Source organism: Microcystis sp. 49638_E5 (assembly GCF_021300285.1).
Taxonomy (GTDB): domain Bacteria; phylum Cyanobacteriota; class Cyanobacteriia; order Cyanobacteriales; family Microcystaceae; genus Microcystis; species Microcystis aeruginosa_C.
On record NZ_JAJTDH010000091.1, the window covers coordinates 1 to 16923 of the forward strand.

A 16923-nucleotide genomic window follows, 5' to 3' on the forward strand; every position below is an offset into this window, starting at 1 on the left:
TAAGAATAGGCTTTTTCCATGTCTCACATTTTAGCATATATTTTGTAAATGCGCTAATATTTAACAGTAAAGCCGTCGTAGAACGACGGGGTTTCAGACCCAAATTTTCGATGACGATATAAATAGCAAAAACTATAGACGAATAGCTATGAGCTTTGGTGAAGAATTTGAATTACTGCTGCGGGCCCGTTATCCTCTCATCTATACTACCACCCTAGAAGAAGAACGTCTGGAAAAAGCGATCGCCGATATTGCCAAACAGAGCAATAACCGTGCTGTCTATGTCTGGGATTTTGTGGATGGTTATCAAGATAATCCCAATAACGAGAACTTTGCTCGGCGTAATCCCCTGCAAGCTCTTGAATTCGTCGAAAAGCTGCCGACTAACATCGCCGCGATCATAATTTTACGCGATTTCCAGCGCTTTTTAGAAGATATTGCCATCGCCAGAAAATTGCGAAATCTGGCCCGTTCTCTGAAATCTCAGCCCAAAAACCTAATTATCGTCGCTCCCGAACTGTCTATCCCCTCGGATCTAACCGAAGTAATCACCGTCGTCGATTTTCCCCTCCCCAGTGGCGAAGAAATTAAACAGGAAATCCAGCGATTAATCGCCGCCACCGGACAACCCGTCAAAGAACCACTCCTGGATGAATTAGTGCTTTCTGCCCAAGGATTATCCCTAGAGAGAATTCGTCGGGTTTTAGCCAAATGTTTAGCCAGTCACGGCAAAATTGAGCCAGAGGACGTGGAATTAATTTTGGCAGAAAAACGCCAATCGATTCGTCAAACCCAGATATTAGACTTTTATCCCGCCACAGAGCAGATTTCTGACATCGGCGGCCTAGATAACCTCAAAGATTGGCTGATTCGTCGCGGTGGTGCCTTTAGTGAACGCGCCCGCGCCTACGGTTTACCCAATCCCCGGGGTTTACTATTGGTGGGAATTCAAGGGACGGGTAAATCCCTGACAGCGAAAGCTATTTCCCATCATTGGCACTTACCCCTACTGCGTCTAGACGTGGGGCGTTTATTTGGCGGATTGGTGGGAGAATCGGAATCGCGTACCCGTCAGATGATTAATCTCGCCGAAGCTTTAGCTCCCTGTGTGCTGTGGATAGACGAAATCGATAAAGCTTTCGCCGGAGTGGATGGGAAAGGCGACGGGGGAACCACCGGGCGGGTTTTCGGGACTTTTATCACTTGGTTAGCCGAGAAACAATCGCCGGTTTTTGTCGTCGCTACAGCTAATAACATCCAATCTCTGCCCCCGGAAATGTTGCGAAAAGGACGCTTCGATGAGATATTTTTTGTCGGACTACCTAGCCAAAAGTCCCGCGAGGAGATTTTTAGCGTTCATTTGGGGAAAGTGCGGCCCCATAATCTGAAAAGTTATGATATAAAGCGATTAGCCTACGAAACTCCCGATTTTTCGGGGGCAGAAATCGAACAAACCATCGTGGAAGCGATGCACATCGGGTTTAGTCAAAATCGCGACTTTAGCACCGATGATGTGCTTGAGGCCGCTAGTCAGATTATACCCCTGGCTCGCACTGCCCAAGAACAGATTCAATTTCTACAGGATTGGGCTAAGTCCGGTAAAGCTCGTTTAGCCTCTCGCGATGATCGTTTTAATGTCAATCCTAACAGTTAATTTAGCACCAATATGAAGCGTTTATCCGGTTTATTGCAATTTATGCTCGGTTTTGTCATGGGAGTGGCGATTTTGGTCGGTGGGGCTACTGCTGTCGCCTATATGCTTCTCTCCGGTATGAATTCTAATCCTCCTAAACCCGTCTTTACCGAGGAGAAAAAAGAGGAAACTAAGGAGGAAAAAGCTGCTAAACCCCAAGCTGAGGTGAAAGAGTCTCCCACAGCTGCACCAGCACCAAAAGCTTCCCCGAAACCCAGTCCCGAAGAAACAAAAAGAGAAACCAAATCCGAGGGTTATCAAGCGCGGGTGACATGGCAAAGCGGTTTAAGTTTGCGCTCTGAACCTACCAGTGAATCGACTCGTCTCGGCGGTCTGGATTATAATACTAAAGTCAGTGTGGTGGGAACCAGCAGCGATGGCCAATGGCATCGCGTGCGTCTGTCCGATGGTCGCGAAGGTTGGATTAAAGCGGGTAATATTTCTAGAGTCGAGTAAATATTTAGAAGGGTTAGGTTTTAGGTTTTCTAAATCTACCCCTTTCCCTAATCAGTAATTGGACAAAGTTAAATTGACACTCTGGAAGGAGAGAACCCCAGAACTGCTCAACTCCAGAAGTCAAAAATATCTGTGATTAATCCTGTCTGGGTACTTAATCACTACTTCAAGAGCGATTATCGCGATTAACTTTTCTGATTAACCAATAACTTGCCGCTAAAGCTAAGGTTCCCACAGTGAGGGCAATTAAATCATCTTTACTGTATTTATTGGGGTCAAAAATAATAATTTTTCGAGAGATGGCAATTAAAGCCGTAACTACGACTAATTCAACCTGTACGATGTGTTTTCTTAGGTAAGCAGTGACGTTTTCTAATAACTCTAAAGCGATCAAAATATTGAGAAATAATCCGAAGATTTCAATTAAAGTTTTACTAAAAAAACCGACGGGTTCCGTAGTAAATAGGTCTTTGATTAGGATAACTACTAGGTCATAAAGAGAAACAATAATAACAACAATTAAGGCTACGGATAAAACCTTAGAAACTATGTTTTCGATGAGATGAATCGACCTCATGAAATCTTCATCGCGCCATTGTTGACCAAAATTGATAAGTAGTTTCCGTATCTGTTTGAGCATGATCGATTAAGTAAAAAGTAAAAATTATTATTGTATTTTATTGCTAATTGTTCTATTTAGTTGACAAGTAAGTATATCCCCCCTTGATAAAGGGGGTGCTGATCTCCCCTTGATCCCCCCTTAATAAGGGGGGTGCTGATCCCCCCTTGATCCCCCCTTAATAAGGGGGGTGCTGATCCCCCCTTGATCCCCCCTTGATAAGGGGGGTGCTGATCCCCCCTTGATCCCCCCTTGATAAGGGGGGTGCTGATCCCCCCTTGATCCCCCCTTGATAAAATGCTCACATCTAGCTGACATCATCGTGAGCGAAACGATTATAGAGGAAGTCGAGGGCATAGTTACGCAGACGATAATATTCAGGGTCCTCCATAATTCTCTCCCGATCGCGGGGACGGGGGAAATGAATATTCATCACTTCGCCGATTTTCGCTTCCGGTCCATTGGTCATCATTACCAGCTTATCAGCGAGGAAAAGGGCCTCATCGATATCGTGGGTAATCATCAACACCGTACAGCGTTTATCTTGCCAGATTTTCAGCAATTCTTCCTGTAATTCCTCTTTGGTAATCGCATCCAACGCACCGAAAGGTTCATCGAGAATTAATACTTCCGGACGGATAGAAAGGGCCCGGGCGATCGAAACCCGTTGTTTCATCCCCCCGGAGATTTGGGGAGGGGTTTTGTCCATAGCTTCGGTTAAACCCACCATAGCTAAATGTTCCCGCACGATCGAGCGTTTTTGTGCCTCTGGAGCATTGGGAGACACCGCATCTACCGCGAGATAGACATTTTCAAAAACACTTAACCAAGGCAATAAAGCATAGTTTTGAAACACTACCATGCGATCGGGCCCGGGTTTAGTAATTTTCTTACCGTTAACTTTAACGATGCCATCAGTGGGAGAAGAAAAACCCGACACCATATTTAATAGGGTGGATTTACCGCAACCGGAGTGACCGATCACACAGATAAATTCACCTTCATTGATGCTGAGATTAACATCCTTGAGGACAGTGTAGGGGCCTCTAGGAGTGGGATAAACCTTAGAAACTCCTTCAATGGTGACAAAAGCTTCTTTACTGGGGGTCTGGGTTGCTCGGTTAACGGTGTCGGTGGTAGTGTACATGATTAGTCTTTGGGGGAAATTAGTTAATAGGAGCAATGGCCGGGGATAATTGGTTAGGAATTATCCCCTTAGTCGATTTTTAGGCAATTTTGCGAGATTCACTGGCACTAGGACGAGCATCAATAGCCACTTCGGCCATGGTGACGTTTTGTTTGATCTCTAAACTATTGAGATAACCGATCGGATCCTCGGCATCAAACTCGATACCATCGAATAAAAGGATCGGTGTGCGACGATATTTAATATCCCCTAGACCCAATTCCCGGGCTGCGGTACTAAAGACACCCACCCGACAGACTCGTTCGAGAATTTCTACCCAGTTACGCGGGAAAGGAATGTGGCCCCAGCGAGCCATTTGGGTCATCATCCAGAGGTGTTCGGTACGACTGGGACGATTTACCCCATCCCCATAGAACAGATGGTGTGCATATTCTTTCATCGGTCGATCGAGACTGCACGCATAGGAGTTGGGATCACCCAGTTGGATATAATCGATATTGGTACTAAGATACTGACGACTGGCGAGGATTTGACGAATTTCTTCCTGATTCCCTTCCTCGGCACAGTAGCGACAACCTTCCAGCAGTGCTTTAACTAAAGCGACGTGGGTATTAGGGTATTTATTGGCCCAATCTTCCCGAACTCCCAGGGCCTTACCCGGGTGGCCCTGCCAGATTTCTAAGTCGGTGGCGACGGTGTAACCGATACCTTCCATGGCGGACCTGAGATTCCAAGGTTCACCGACACAGTAACCGTCAATACTACCGGTTTTCAGGTCGGCTACCATTTGGGCCGGGGGAATAGTTTCGAGGTGAACATCTTTATCGGGGTCAATTCCCGCTGCCGCTAACCAGTAACGCAGGAGCAAATTGTGCATTGAGGAGGGGTGAACAATGCCAAAAATATGGCGCTGCTCCTTCGATTCCAATAGCATCTGTCTTAAGGCGTTACCGTCAATCACTCCCTCGTCATAGAAGCGTTTAGCGAGGGTGACACCGTTACCGTTACGAGTCATAGTCAGGGCGCTGACAATCGGCAAAGGTTGCTCCTGATAACCACCGACGGTTAACCAGGTGGGCATTCCCGAAGGCATTTGCGCCCCGTCGAGGAATCCCCCCGCGATCCCGTCCACAACGCCTCGCCAACTGGTTTCCCGGACCAAATTCACCTCATCTAGACCATGTTTAGTAAAGAATCCCTTTTCTTTGGCCACTGCTAGGGGCGCGCAAGCGGTGAGGGGAACAAAACCGATTTCTAGATTGACTTTTTCTAAACCGTGACGGGCAATTACTTCGACTTTGCGAGCGCGTAGTTTTTTGATCCGTTTTTGTTGGTTGAGGAAATAGATAATCTCACTCCGGAGACTGTAGTAACTGGGGTGTTCCACCACTTCCATGCGTTTGCGGGGACGGGGGATATCTACTTCCAAAATACCGCCAATTTTTGAGCCGGGACCGTTGGTGAGCATGACGATGCGATCGGATAATAGCACCGCTTCATCCACATCGTGCGTCACCATTACCGAGGTCATTTGGTATTCTTCGCACAGCTGCATTAACTGTTCCTGTAGATTACCTCTAGTCAGGGCATCTAACGCCCCAAAGGGTTCATCTAAAAGTAGGACTTTCGGACGAATGGCTAGGGCGCGAGCGATCGCTACCCGTTGTTTCATCCCCCCCGATAATTCGTTGGGACGTTTATCCACTGCATGACGAAGATTGACCAGATCGATATATTTTTCGACTTCGGCTTTTCTTTCTTCTTCTGATAGTTGGGTGAGAACTTGATCGACGGCCAGAGTGATATTTTCTTTGACGGTTAACCAGGGTAAAAGGGAATAGTTTTGGAAGACTACCATGCGATCAGGACCCGGTTTTTTAATGCTTTGACCTTGCAAAGTCACCACCCCTTCCGTGGGCAAATCTAAACCAGCGATCATGTTTAAGAGGGTAGATTTTCCACAACCAGAGTGACCGATAAGGGAGATAAATTCCCCTTTTTTTATCTGTAAATCGATACCTTTCAAGGCCACATATTCACCGCCACCACTGAGGGGGAATACTTTATCGATGTTATCGACAGCGACAAACAAACTCATAGTTTTTTTCTCCTTAAATTTCCTCAAGTTTCAGTTATTTAGAAATGGGGAAAGTTTCCCCATTGATTCCCTATTGACGAACGATTTGATTTTGCAACCAAGCCATAAAGCGATCGAGTAATAAACCCACACCACCGATATAAAACAGCGCGAGAATAATATCGCTGATGTAGTTATTTTGGTAGGCATCCCAGATAAAGAAACCGATACCGACGATACCCGACATAACGATTTCAGCGGCGATAATCGCTAACCAAGCTAAACCGATCGCAATTCTCAAACCAGTGAATATGTAGGGAAGTGCCGAGGGAATTAATATCTTGAAAAAGAATTTTTTGCTGGACAATTGCAAGACTTGTTTAACGTTGATATAGTCTTGGGGAATTTGTTGGACACCGACGGTGGTATTAATCAAAATCGGCCAAACTGCGGTAATAAAGATAACGAATAAAGCAGCTGGTTGATTTTGTTGTAAAGCGGCCAAAGATAGGGGAACCCAAGCAAGAGGAGGAACTGTTCTCAGGAATTGGAAAAGGGGATCGAGGGCCTTATTTAAGAAAGAATTTAAACCGACCATAATCCCAACGCCAATACCCACCACTGCGGCAAAAGAATAACCGATTAATACCCGTTGCAGACTGGCTAAAGTTTGCCAGAATAGTCCCTTATCAATGCCCCCACGATCAAAGAAAGGATACATTAAATAAGTACGGGTACGCTCATTGGTGATTAGGTCGGATGGGGGGGGTAATTTGATTAATCCCAGCATCGAGACTAATTGCCAAACAATCAGAAAACCCAGGGTACCGATAATCGGGGGAAGAATGTCATGGGAATGCTTTTTCCAGAATTTACTGAAGTTGAAACCACCGTTACTTTTTCTGCTGACGCTACTTGCCATTTTGCCGTTTTCCTTTGTTGAAGATAAAGTTACTTGATTGGGAAGAGAAGAAAACATTTTTGGGATTAATAGACTAGATATTTTATGCCCCTAGCCTATCGAGAAAAGCTCGCTATTTTTTGATCGCCAAACTATCGAGATAAGCTTGGGGATTGGCAGGATCAAAAGTTTTGCCATCAAAGAATTTTTCGACACCCCGGGAGGTACTGGTGGGAATATCGGCCGCGGGAACTCCTAATTCTGTGGCTGCCGCTTTCCAAAGATCCTCGCGGTTAACTTTGTCGATTAAGGCTGAGGCAGTGGTTAAAGTTTCTTTCGGCAAGAAACCCCAACGAACACTTTCGGTTAAAAACCAGAGATCATGACTCTTGTAGGGATAGGAAACGCTACCGGCGGGATCTTTCCAGTAGAAAACCCCTTTATTTTTGTCGGTGATTTCCGGTTTACCGTCACCCATTTTCTGCATTCCTTTGAGGGGACCGGCGATAATTTCTTCTTTGAGGTTGAAATAAGCCGGTTTAGCGAGAATTGCTGCCGCTTCTGCCCGATTTGCCTCTTGATCGAGCCATTGCTGCGCTTCCATAATTCCTTTTAATAGGGCCTTGGTGGCTTTTGGGTTTTTATCCACCCAATCGGCACGGATAGCGAGGTATTCTTCCGGGTGATAGGGCCAGATTTCTGCGGTTAAAGCTGACATAAAACCGATCTGATCAGCCACAATTCTCGCCGGCCAAGGATCGCCGGTACTAAACGCATCCATGGTTCCCGTTTTCATGTTGGCCACGGTTTGGGCGGCAGGAACCGCAATTAGGTTAATATCCGTATCGGGGTTAATACCACCGGCGGCTAACCAGTAACGAATCCAGAAGTCTTGGTTAGCTTTCGGGAAGGTATAGGCGGCTTTAAAGGGAGTTCCCGTCGTTTTCATGGCGAGGATGTAATCTTTGGCGGGTTTCAGGTCTAAACCGATATTTTTGCCCTCGTGTTTACCTGCGATCGCAATTCCGTTACCCTGGGTGTTTAACTGCGCTAACACATACATGGGGACTTTAACGTTATTTTTGGTGATTAGTCCCTCGGAAATTAGGTAAGGCATGGGCATTTGCCACTGTCCTCCGTCAATTCCGCCCGCATCTGCCCCAATTTCCACGTTATCTCTAGCGGATCCCCAGTTTGCTTGTTTGGAGACTTCCACATCGGCCATCCCGTATTTAGCAAAAAAGCCTTTTTCCTTGGCAATAATTAAGGGTGCGGCCTCAACGATAGGAATATAACCTAATTTAATTTTGGTGGTTTCGGGGGCCTCTCCGGGGGCCACCGCTACGGGAGAGGCTGCCGGGGAAGCGGGCGCGGTGGTGGTGGTTCCACCCGTACTGTCGGGGGGATTACCCAAACAACCTTTGAGGACAACAGCCCCTGCCGCTGAAACCGCCGCCGTGGTTAAAAATTTCCGTCTCGAAAAATTTGACATAGAATCCTCCTACCTGCTGCTAAAGCAAATATGTGTGCTGAATTATGGGTAAAGGAATTCCTCGCTAAACTTTCCTTCTAGCCTGTGCTATAGAAATTTAGCTATGGAATATTGAATCTCGATTGAACTTACTAAATAAGTCTAGCGGAATTTGGAAAAAATAATTAATCTGATCGAGAATTTTATTTACAAAAATTTAATTCGATTGATAAGAATTAATTAAGACCATTGATATATCTAGCTTCTAGGCACTTAAAAAGGTTTCCGCAGGAGCGCCGGCGCAGGGGTGATGGGGTGATGGGAGTAGGGAGAAACAACAAAATGAGCCAAGGGTGAGTTTTAGGAATGCGGTTCCTTGCGGCTTGGTAGAATGGACAATATGCTTTCACCCCAAAGTAATGACCAGATCCAAACAGCCGAAATCACCGAACTCCTCTGATTCGCCTACCTCTCCTGCCTTGGCGCTGTCTTCCCTACATTTTCGTCTCCAAGCTTTAGAGGAGGAGCATCAGTGGCTCCTCAAGCAGATTGGCAGAAAACGCAACGAACTGAAGAAATTCCTCGACCAGATGCGTTCCTTGGCGACAGAGATTTTCCAGAGAGGGCAACCCCTCTATCAAAAACTTATCGACCTCGACAGCGAAATACACGCCCTTTTTGACGAAATCCTCACTGCTAGAAAAATGGGGCAGCAGACAAAAAAAAGGATTCTCGGAATTTACGAGACACTTCAGTTAACGGGGGTGATTAGCCCAAAATTTGAGGATGAAGATGAAGAACTAGACGAACTTTTCGGAGACGAAGAGTCGGAAGGATCATCGGAGCAATCCGCGCAGGATTTCTTCTCTGGGGGAGACTCCTACGGCCGTAACGATGATGGAACAGAGATATCACCTGAAAGCTCGCCTAAATCTCCCGAATCTAGACAAATACGCCGCACTTTCCTGAGAATGGCTGAGATTTTTCACCCCGACAAGGTTACGGATCCCGAAACTCGGATGCGTCACAATGAGATCATGAAGGAGGTCAACCGTGCCTATAAAGAGGGAGATATTGCCAAACTGCTCGAAATCGAACGACAGCATCAAATGGGGGACTCTTTCGCGGTTGAAGGCTCATCGGAAAGCGACCTTAAACGACAGTGCGAGAGGGTTGAAACCAATAACGAACTACTTAAAAAGCAATACGAGAACCTGAAAAGAGAACTGCGCTCGGTGCGAAATACCCCGGAAGGCGAGATGGTGAGGGCCAGTCGCGCTTGTGAGAAGGATGGCATCGACCCGATTGAGCAAATGCTAGAGGAGATGAAATTACAAGTTCAATCCACCGAAAAAATCTATAATTTTGTCCGTGACTTTCGCGATAAAAAGATAACGGTTAAAGAGTTTCTGCGCGGACCGGTCAGGATGGGCAGAAGCCCGGAAGAGATGGAAGACATTCTTGATCAACTTCTGGAGCAACTTCGCGGAATCAGCCGTTAAAGAGAGAAAGCCAATATTTAGGGTTTGCGGCAAAAAGTTTCTTGTGGGGGCAGGGTGTGGGGTTTTGCCTAATTTTTAAATCCGTTGAGTAATGCACAGAAAACGGGTTTCTCCGAGAAACCCGTTTTCTACTCATGCAAAAGACAAAAGGGGGAATAAATAATCAGTTTTCAATAACCAGATTTAGTATGATTTTTGATCTGCCCTAGAGTGTTGCTATCACCTTTGACAAAATCACTAATCGTACAAGTATCGAGCAAAACCAGCACTAAATCACCTCATCTTCTCTAGGTGGGGAAAGTTCCTCTCTATAAGCTTCAAAAATAATACCATCACTTATACCTTGAAAATTAAGGATAGTTGACGACCATTGAGACTGTTCTTTTGTGGTAATTAAAAGCTGTATTGCTTCTCGAATCAAAGCATTCTGGGATTTGCCTGTAGAGTGAGATAAAGCCTGTAGTTGCTGACTTAATTCATCTTCCAGATAAAGATTGAAGTTCATAACTTAAATTAAGCAAATAAGTAGCTGGTTATAATTAAATGAAAAATGGACTTTAGGTTCGATCCCCCCTGCCCCCCTTGATAAGGGGGGTGCCGGTAGGCGGGGGGATCCCCCTTGATAAGGGGGGTGCCGGTAGGCGGGGGGATCCCCCTTGATAAGGGGGGTGCCGGTAGGCGGGGGGATCCCCCTTGATAAGGGGGCATCTGATAATTTTTAACGCCTACCTACTTATCAATTAACTTTATTATAACAGGATAACTTCTTTCTTTTCTGGGCTGAGATATTTATCAGCGTTTACTATTCTAATAGCAAACTGACCAGCTTTTTGAGCAACTTTACTGCCCATAATATAACACCACCTTCCCAACTGATAACCGATAATTCTTTCATTGCCTTAATAAAATTTAACATTAACGCCATTTTCTCAAAAAAATCGACCCGCCTAAGGGCGGGAAAGAAAAGAAAAAAGAAAAAATAGGGAATAAGGGTAAAAAGGGAAAAAAAGGGAAAAAGGGTTACAGAGTCCTCCCAGCCCCGCACACCACCCGAAAACCGAATTCGTAGTAGTAGACGCGGCGGGGGAGGTCGAAGCGGTAAGCGGAACGGCAGGCAGGATTGAAGGACCAAGAACCGCCCCGCAGAGAAGAACAATTATCATCCCCATTTTCTGTCCAGACACTGCCATCCGTCGGCGCACCATGATAATTATCATGCCAAGTATCGGCGCACCATTCCCAGACATTGCCGTGCATATCGTACAGTCCAAAGGCATTGGGGGGAAATTGTCCCACAGGAGTCGTTTGTCGTCGATATTCTCCGTTCGGTTCATCGGCGTAGGTTTCGCCGGACTTGTAGTTGGCCAATTCCCCGGTAATGGTTTCCCCAAAGTAAAATGGGGTGGTGGTTCCAGCACGACAAGCGTACTCCCATTCCGCCTCACTCGGTAGTCGGTATTCCCTTCCGGTCAGCTTTGATAATCTTGCACAGAACTCGATCGCATGGTCCCAGTTGACTTTTTCCACGGGCCGGCGATCGCTATCGGGACGGTCTTTAAAATGGGCCGGGTTGAGATCAAGGTCTTGTTTAACTTTTAAATCGGTACGAGAGGCGATCGCTTTCCACTGGGCCTGGGTGATGGGATATTTACCTATAAAGAAGGGTGGGACAGTTACTTCATGTTGTGGTCTTTCCTTTCTAAATCCTTCCCAACCAAATTTTTTTACCAGTCTTTCGATTTCCTCGTCTTCTGTTCCCATCGTGAATGTACCCCCCGGGATGGCGACCATTTCTAGGGTGATGCCGTTGCCCAAATCTTGGGCGAAATATTGGGACTGCTTCGACTCTTTTTTGATTTGCTCACCCTTCGCATTTACTCGCACCACCTCAAAGTTAAATACCTTGAGTCCAATTTCTTGAGAAGGTTTAGGGGTCGATGACCTATTTCCCTCGGACCCCGTGACGTATTCGCGACGCGTAAAAAGAATCGAAGACTGTCTTAGAGCGATGCGCTTGATAGCTTCGATCGCATCTAAATCGCCACGAGATGCTCCTAAGACACGAATCCATAACTGTTCAGCTAAGTCAAGGTCGCCCCTATTTTCTGCTAAGGAAGCTTGATACTTTAGGGGTTGCACGTCCCTAAGCGTGGCAACTTGTTCTAACAAAATAAAATAGAGCTTGTGGGGCGGTTCTGCTTTTAGATAGGGATTCTGTCTCGGTTTCCCATATCTAGCGTTAGTTTGCTCGACTTGACGGCGCAGATATTCGTCTAAACGCTCGACCGTAGCACAATTGGCTTCTCCTCGCCGCCGCAATCCTTCCAGCAGCCCATGAGTAAATGAGCCTTGTTGCAACTCATCGATCTCCCAAGATTGCTGATTGGCAGTACAGGAATAAAAGGTTATGACTCCCTGATGCTCCTCTTCTCCAATGCCCAGACCGCCTCGGCTGTCCTCATCTCGACAGGCATCTAACAATAGTACGACGTTATCCGCCCCAGACCGCCGCAGCCGCTCGGTGACATAATCCACCGATACAGCCGTTTCTCTTACATTGCCCGGATCACTATCTGGCAGCATCAGATAGTCTTTGTCTTGATAGCGCCTGCCATGACCAGCAAAGAAAAACCAGAGATTGTCTCCAGACTTAAGCAGGGGAGTCTCGAACTGCTTCTGAAGAAACCGCTTGAGACGACCGTAGGTTGGCTGCGTGGGAATGGGGGGACTAGCAGGAATGGGTGGAGAATCTTCGGTAAAGAGAAATATCCCACTGTGATCGAATCCTCCCTCCCCTTCACACCAAGCTTTGATCGCTTCCGCGTCTTTCTTGGCGTATTTCAGTGGCTTGAGGTTGTCATACTCGTTGATGCCGATCGCTATCACCCAGTTTTTAGCCATCTTTTCTCTTGAACTTAAATGTCATCGCTCCTTTCCCTCCTGCTTTGCCCCCGATCCCAAACAGGCTAACTTGTCCTTCCCCATTAATTTCTACAGACAGTTCCACTTCATCGAGCCGGATTTTAGCGCCTGGAGGATCGGCTTCATTGAGCATTTCCCGCATCGCTTTGAGAAAGCCCTGCATTTCTAGCTTCAGTTTGGACACATCCACTTGACTTCTTTCGGTGGCCGCAACTTCGGGCGATTTTTCCTTTCCTTCAAGCCTTCCCCCGGTATCACGGCTACTTCTAGCGCCGGTGGGCGTTTTTTGAAGATCATCACCCGTAATAATCCATATTTTGCTGGGAGTCGCGATATCTTCGGTCATTGTGTTGATTTCCCCTAAATGTTATCTCACTTGCCTTTAACCAAACATTCTAACTCCACTATCTTTCCCTCGACATCAAGCCACTACAGTGGCACCCCTGAGATAATCTTCTAGTTGGCGATCATTGTCGTGACTGAGATTGCCTAGAGGTAAAGTTTCGACGCTAAAAGCTCTCACCTCGCTAACTTCTAATGTATCTTTGATCTGAAAATTCCCCGCAGCTGTCACTTCAATTAAAACTGAAATGGAGTGAATGCGCGGATCACGCTCAAAAGAGGAATAAACCCCGACTAAACGCCCTAAACTGACTAAATTTAATCCTGTTTCCTCTTTTAATTCCCTTTGAGCAGTATTAAAAATATCTTCCCCCCAATCGACCATTCCCCCCGGTAGGGCCCATTTGCCGGTGTCTCTGCGTCGGATTAAAACAATTGTACCATCAGCAAGCAGCGGAATCATTGTCACCCCAGTTACAGGATGACGAAAGATAATTCCCATCACACTTTTAATAAAATGCCAAACACGACCCATATATAAAGCTAAAAAATAAAAAAAGGGGACGGGATTACTGGAGTTAGGACTTTTGCCTATTGCCTATTGCCTAACACCTATCCCCCAACCCCTAACAATATCAATCTTGACATCCTCGCCGCCCTAAAAGTGCGGCGATTCCTAAACCTCACGATTTAAGTTTCTGCTTCCACCACCGTCGCATACCACAGTTAAAAAACCATGTACTGTCTTACACACACTTGGTTTTCGAGACTGGCCTTTTAATTCTAACGTAAAGCCAACCTAGAACGGCGGGGTTTCAGACGCAAATTTTCGATGATCGAGAATGGCTTTAGCTTGAATTAAAGCCGATCGCACTTGTTCAAAACCTGTGCCACCATAGCTATTACGGGCCGCTACTACCTGACGAGGAGCGATCGCGTCGTAGATATCGGCCTCAAAAGCTGGATGTAATTCTTGCCATTCCGTCAGGGTTAAATCTTTTAATAACTTACCCGCTGCCAAACTGCTTTTAACGACTTTCCCGACTAAATTATAAGCTTCTCGGAAGGGAATTCCCTTACTGGCTAAATAATCCGCCACATCCGTCGCATTAGAAAAATCTTCCGCCACCGCGTTAGCTAATCGGTCGGTTTTAAATTGAATCCCGGTGGCTAAAAGTACCGTCATCGCTTGTAAACAAATCCGCACGGTTTTAACGCCATCAAATAACGCTTCCTTGTCCTCCTGCAAGTCTTTGTTATAGGCTAGGGGTAAACCCTTCATTAAGGTCAATAACGCTTGTAAATGCCCAAAAACCCGCCCTGTTTTGCCGCGCACTAATTCGGGAACATCGGGGTTTTTTTTCTGGGGCATAATGCTAGATCCCGTGGCACAACTATCGGTGAGAGTGATAAAACTAAATTCTTGGGAAGACCAGAGAATCATTTCTTCGCTCAAACGGCTCAGGTGGACCATAATCAGACTAGCGGCCGTCATAAATTCAATGGCAAAATCTCGATCGCTGACTCCATCGAGACTATTGTTATACACCTGCTCAAAATCGAGTAAATTGGCACTGTAATGACGATCGATGGGAAAAGTCGTCCCCGCTAAGGCCCCGCATCCTAGGGGCGAAATATTAGTCCTAGCGCGAATTTCCCCCAATCTTTGGTGATCCCGTTCGGCCATTTGAAAATAAGCGAGGAGATGATGGGCTAAACTAATCGGTTGAGCGCGCTGTAGGTGGGTATAACCAGGGATCAGGGTTTCCAGATGGTTTTCAGCGTGATTGACTAAAGCTTGCTGAAAATTGCGAATTTCTTGCCTAATATCATCGATTTGTTGTCTAAGATACAGACGTATATCCGTTCCTACCTGATCGTTGCGCGAACGGGCCGTGTGCAGTTTTTTGCCCACATCTCCCACGATCTCGGTTAAACGACGTTCCACGGCAAAATGCACGTCCTCTTGATCGATGCCGGGGTTAAAGTTGCCAGTGCGGTATTCTTGACGAATTTGTTCCAATCCAGAGACGAGACTATCAGCTTCTTCGGGGCTGATAATACCCGTATAGGCGAGCATTTTAGCGTGAGCTATCGATCCGGTGAGATCATACTCGATTAATTCGATATCAAAGCCAATACTGGCGTTAAATTCTACGATCGTAGGATGGAGACTACCTTCAAAGCGATCGCTCCAAGTTTTCTTTGCTGTCACTGTTTTCGTTAGATGATTGTGTATAAAGTTAACCAAAATATGCTAGGCAATTTTTAGGGATAATCTGGTGCTGATAGCATTACCGCTTCAGGTTAGAAAAATCTCCAACTCTACAAGCATAAGAATAGCAAGAATTGCTCACTCTGGCTGAAGGCTGATAGGCGAAAAGCTAATAAGAGGTAAAACCTCGAAACATATAACCGACAATGAAACCGATTAATAGGGCCCATACTTGCCCAGTTTTGACGAAATTTGAGAAGGATTTCTGGAAATTCCCGATGACATCCACGTCTTGATCCAAAATAGTCATCAAGACATTGGTAAGGGGCGAAAAGTCGATCGAGACAGATAGATGATGGAAGATGTCGATCACTATGGCATTCCTCAAAAACGAAAATCTACAGAACAAGTTAACATGAAAACGACTAAATCAAAACCACTTTTTTCTCCTCGGTGGTGAGTTGGAAAGGAGGTCACTTTCAAGATGACTGAGATTGCTGGTAATAGGATAATAATAAGTTGCCCGCTTTTGCTAAATCTTGCCCAAAGGCGATAATTCCTTCCTCATGACCACTCATCACTAAAATTTGTTGCTCTTCTAGACGCTCTTCTTGACATAAACGGATAATTTCTGCGGCCATTTCTGGGGTTCCATAGGCGATATTTTCTTGAGTGGTCGGCACTCGATACATTAAATTTTGCCACAGGGGGCGATGATGAATATGAATCACCCCATTAATCTGGGGATTCGCTTCATAAATCGCTCCATGGGTGAGAGTTTCCGAAGAAGCGGCGATTGTTCCCCGACAAGTGACCCAATTTTCTCTCCAATCGTAGTCTATAACTGTGGTGTAATGGGATTCATTTAATACTGAGATACCCCCAGTGTTAGTGCCAGAAATAATGATTTCTTTGTCTATTTTTCCTCGTTTACTCACATTCCCAAAACCGATTCCGTTATCGTATTGACCGATTAATCCCAGTTGATAGAGGCGATTGCGCCAATAATTTAATTCTGCAATCTCTGAGCTTATTAAGGGACGGTCAGGAATCCAAGTACAATTGTATTTAACGTAACCTTCATCAATCATAGATTTTTCTGAAAATATTCGGGATAACTTTGACAAACTTGCTGCACAAATTCCTGGAGAGGATAGGAAATATTAGTGATATAATTATCTTTAATTACTTGGGAGAATAGGGGTAAAACTTCCGTATCTAAGGCTGGGTTAAATAAGTCCATCGGCAGGATTAAATCGGAACCTTCCCGCACATCAATTGTCTCAAAATTATCGGCTACAATTAACCAAAGAGGACGCACCCAAAGAGCCGAACGACTTTCGATCACCTGAATTACTTCTCCGTATAAAGTTCGATTTTTGCAGAATAAACTAACAATTTGATGGGGAGTAAATGTGTTCATAGACAATTCTAGTTTTCCTTGATACTAAACTCAATTTTTAGCTATATAGCGTTTTCAAATAAGACATGAAAAAGCATCGTAATTGTGGAGATTAGGAAAAGTAAATAGTTTAAGGTTGATTAAAAGATTAAATATCTTCTTCATAATCCCAAAAT

The 16923-nt window shown here is 45.5% G+C and carries 16 protein-coding genes and 1 pseudogene; 3 read left to right on the forward strand and 14 right to left on the reverse strand.

What is annotated here, in order from left to right; genetic code table 11:
- The first annotated feature begins 148 nt into the window (after positions 1-148).
- Together LW728_RS19215 and LW728_RS19220 are read left to right on the forward strand one after the other, a co-directional pair.
- Entirely contained in the window at positions 149-1654 is a 1506-nt protein-coding gene (locus LW728_RS19215) for a Ycf46 family AAA ATPase (protein WP_002800920.1), read from the forward strand.
- Between the two features lie 12 nt (positions 1655-1666).
- Positions 1667-2149, forward strand: a complete 483-nt coding sequence (locus LW728_RS19220; protein WP_002800919.1) for an SH3 domain-containing protein — start codon at positions 1667-1669, stop codon at positions 2147-2149.
- 166 nt (positions 2150-2315) lie between these two features.
- Here the strand turns inward: LW728_RS19220 and LW728_RS19225 are convergent, their stop codons facing one another.
- The 5 genes from LW728_RS19225 to LW728_RS19245 form a co-directional block, all read right to left on the reverse strand.
- Positions 2316-2789 (reverse strand): phosphate-starvation-inducible PsiE family protein, encoded by a 474-nt coding sequence (locus tag LW728_RS19225; RefSeq protein ID WP_002800917.1) that lies wholly within the window; start codon positions 2787-2789, stop codon positions 2316-2318.
- Positions 2790-3075: 286 nt separating this feature from the next.
- Positions 3076-3915: a nitrate ABC transporter ATP-binding protein gene (locus tag LW728_RS19230; RefSeq protein ID WP_002800908.1), complete on the reverse strand. Its 840-nt coding sequence runs from the start codon at positions 3913-3915 to the stop codon at positions 3076-3078.
- Between the two features lie 79 nt (positions 3916-3994).
- The gene (locus LW728_RS19235; RefSeq protein WP_287767717.1) at positions 3995-6013 is read right to left on the reverse strand and encodes an ABC transporter ATP-binding/substrate-binding protein; all 2019 of its coding nucleotides are present in this window, start codon (positions 6011-6013) and stop codon (positions 3995-3997) included.
- 70 nt (positions 6014-6083) lie between these two features.
- Positions 6084-6914 carry a nitrate ABC transporter permease gene (gene ntrB / locus LW728_RS19240; protein WP_287767733.1) on the reverse strand — a complete coding sequence of 277 codons (831 nt, stop codon included), beginning with the start codon at positions 6912-6914 and terminating at the stop codon, positions 6084-6086.
- A gap of 112 nt (positions 6915-7026) precedes the next feature.
- Positions 7027-8385, reverse strand: a complete 1359-nt coding sequence (locus tag LW728_RS19245) for a CmpA/NrtA family ABC transporter substrate-binding protein (RefSeq protein ID WP_287767720.1) — start codon at positions 8383-8385, stop codon at positions 7027-7029.
- A gap of 398 nt (positions 8386-8783) precedes the next feature.
- On the opposite strand from LW728_RS19245, the gene LW728_RS19250 reads away from it, so the two are divergent.
- Positions 8784-9866, forward strand: coding sequence for a molecular chaperone DnaJ (locus tag LW728_RS19250; RefSeq protein ID WP_287767721.1), 1083 nt, complete (start codon positions 8784-8786; stop codon positions 9864-9866).
- 268 nt (positions 9867-10134) lie between these two features.
- Here the strand turns inward: LW728_RS19250 and LW728_RS19255 are convergent, their stop codons facing one another.
- From LW728_RS19255 to LW728_RS19290, 9 genes and pseudogenes are all read right to left on the reverse strand, one after another.
- Positions 10135-10371 (reverse strand): ribbon-helix-helix protein, CopG family, encoded by a 237-nt coding sequence (locus tag LW728_RS19255; RefSeq protein ID WP_287767723.1) that lies wholly within the window; start codon positions 10369-10371, stop codon positions 10135-10137.
- 515 nt (positions 10372-10886) lie between these two features.
- Positions 10887-11933 carry a formylglycine-generating enzyme family protein gene (locus LW728_RS23455; RefSeq protein WP_409786561.1) on the reverse strand — a complete coding sequence of 349 codons (1047 nt, stop codon included), beginning with the start codon at positions 11931-11933 and terminating at the stop codon, positions 10887-10889.
- A gap of 123 nt (positions 11934-12056) precedes the next feature.
- Positions 12057-12767 (reverse strand): annotated as a pseudogene (locus LW728_RS23460) (caspase family protein); the annotation flags it as partial.
- The gene (locus LW728_RS19265) at positions 12760-13134 is read right to left on the reverse strand and encodes a Pepco domain-containing protein (protein ID WP_287767726.1); all 375 of its coding nucleotides are present in this window, start codon (positions 13132-13134) and stop codon (positions 12760-12762) included. The gene LW728_RS19265 and the pseudogene LW728_RS23460, both read right to left, overlap by 8 nt.
- Positions 13135-13209: 75 nt before the next feature.
- The gene (locus LW728_RS19270) at positions 13210-13665 is read right to left on the reverse strand and encodes an NUDIX hydrolase (RefSeq protein WP_106908493.1); all 456 of its coding nucleotides are present in this window, start codon (positions 13663-13665) and stop codon (positions 13210-13212) included.
- A gap of 264 nt (positions 13666-13929) precedes the next feature.
- Positions 13930-15345 carry an argininosuccinate lyase gene (gene argH / locus LW728_RS19275; RefSeq protein ID WP_002759216.1) on the reverse strand — a complete coding sequence of 472 codons (1416 nt, stop codon included), beginning with the start codon at positions 15343-15345 and terminating at the stop codon, positions 13930-13932.
- A gap of 169 nt (positions 15346-15514) precedes the next feature.
- Positions 15515-15718: a hypothetical protein gene (locus tag LW728_RS19280; RefSeq protein WP_043997706.1), complete on the reverse strand. Its 204-nt coding sequence runs from the start codon at positions 15716-15718 to the stop codon at positions 15515-15517.
- 106 nt (positions 15719-15824) lie between these two features.
- Complete coding sequence (locus LW728_RS19285) at positions 15825-16436, reverse strand: class II aldolase/adducin family protein (RefSeq protein WP_287670320.1); 612 nt, start codon at positions 16434-16436, stop codon at positions 15825-15827.
- Positions 16433-16768 carry a hypothetical protein gene (locus LW728_RS19290; protein ID WP_287767730.1) on the reverse strand — a complete coding sequence of 112 codons (336 nt, stop codon included), beginning with the start codon at positions 16766-16768 and terminating at the stop codon, positions 16433-16435. The genes LW728_RS19285 and LW728_RS19290 overlap by 4 nt, the downstream gene beginning before the upstream one ends.
- Positions 16769-16923: the final 155 nt, after the last annotated feature.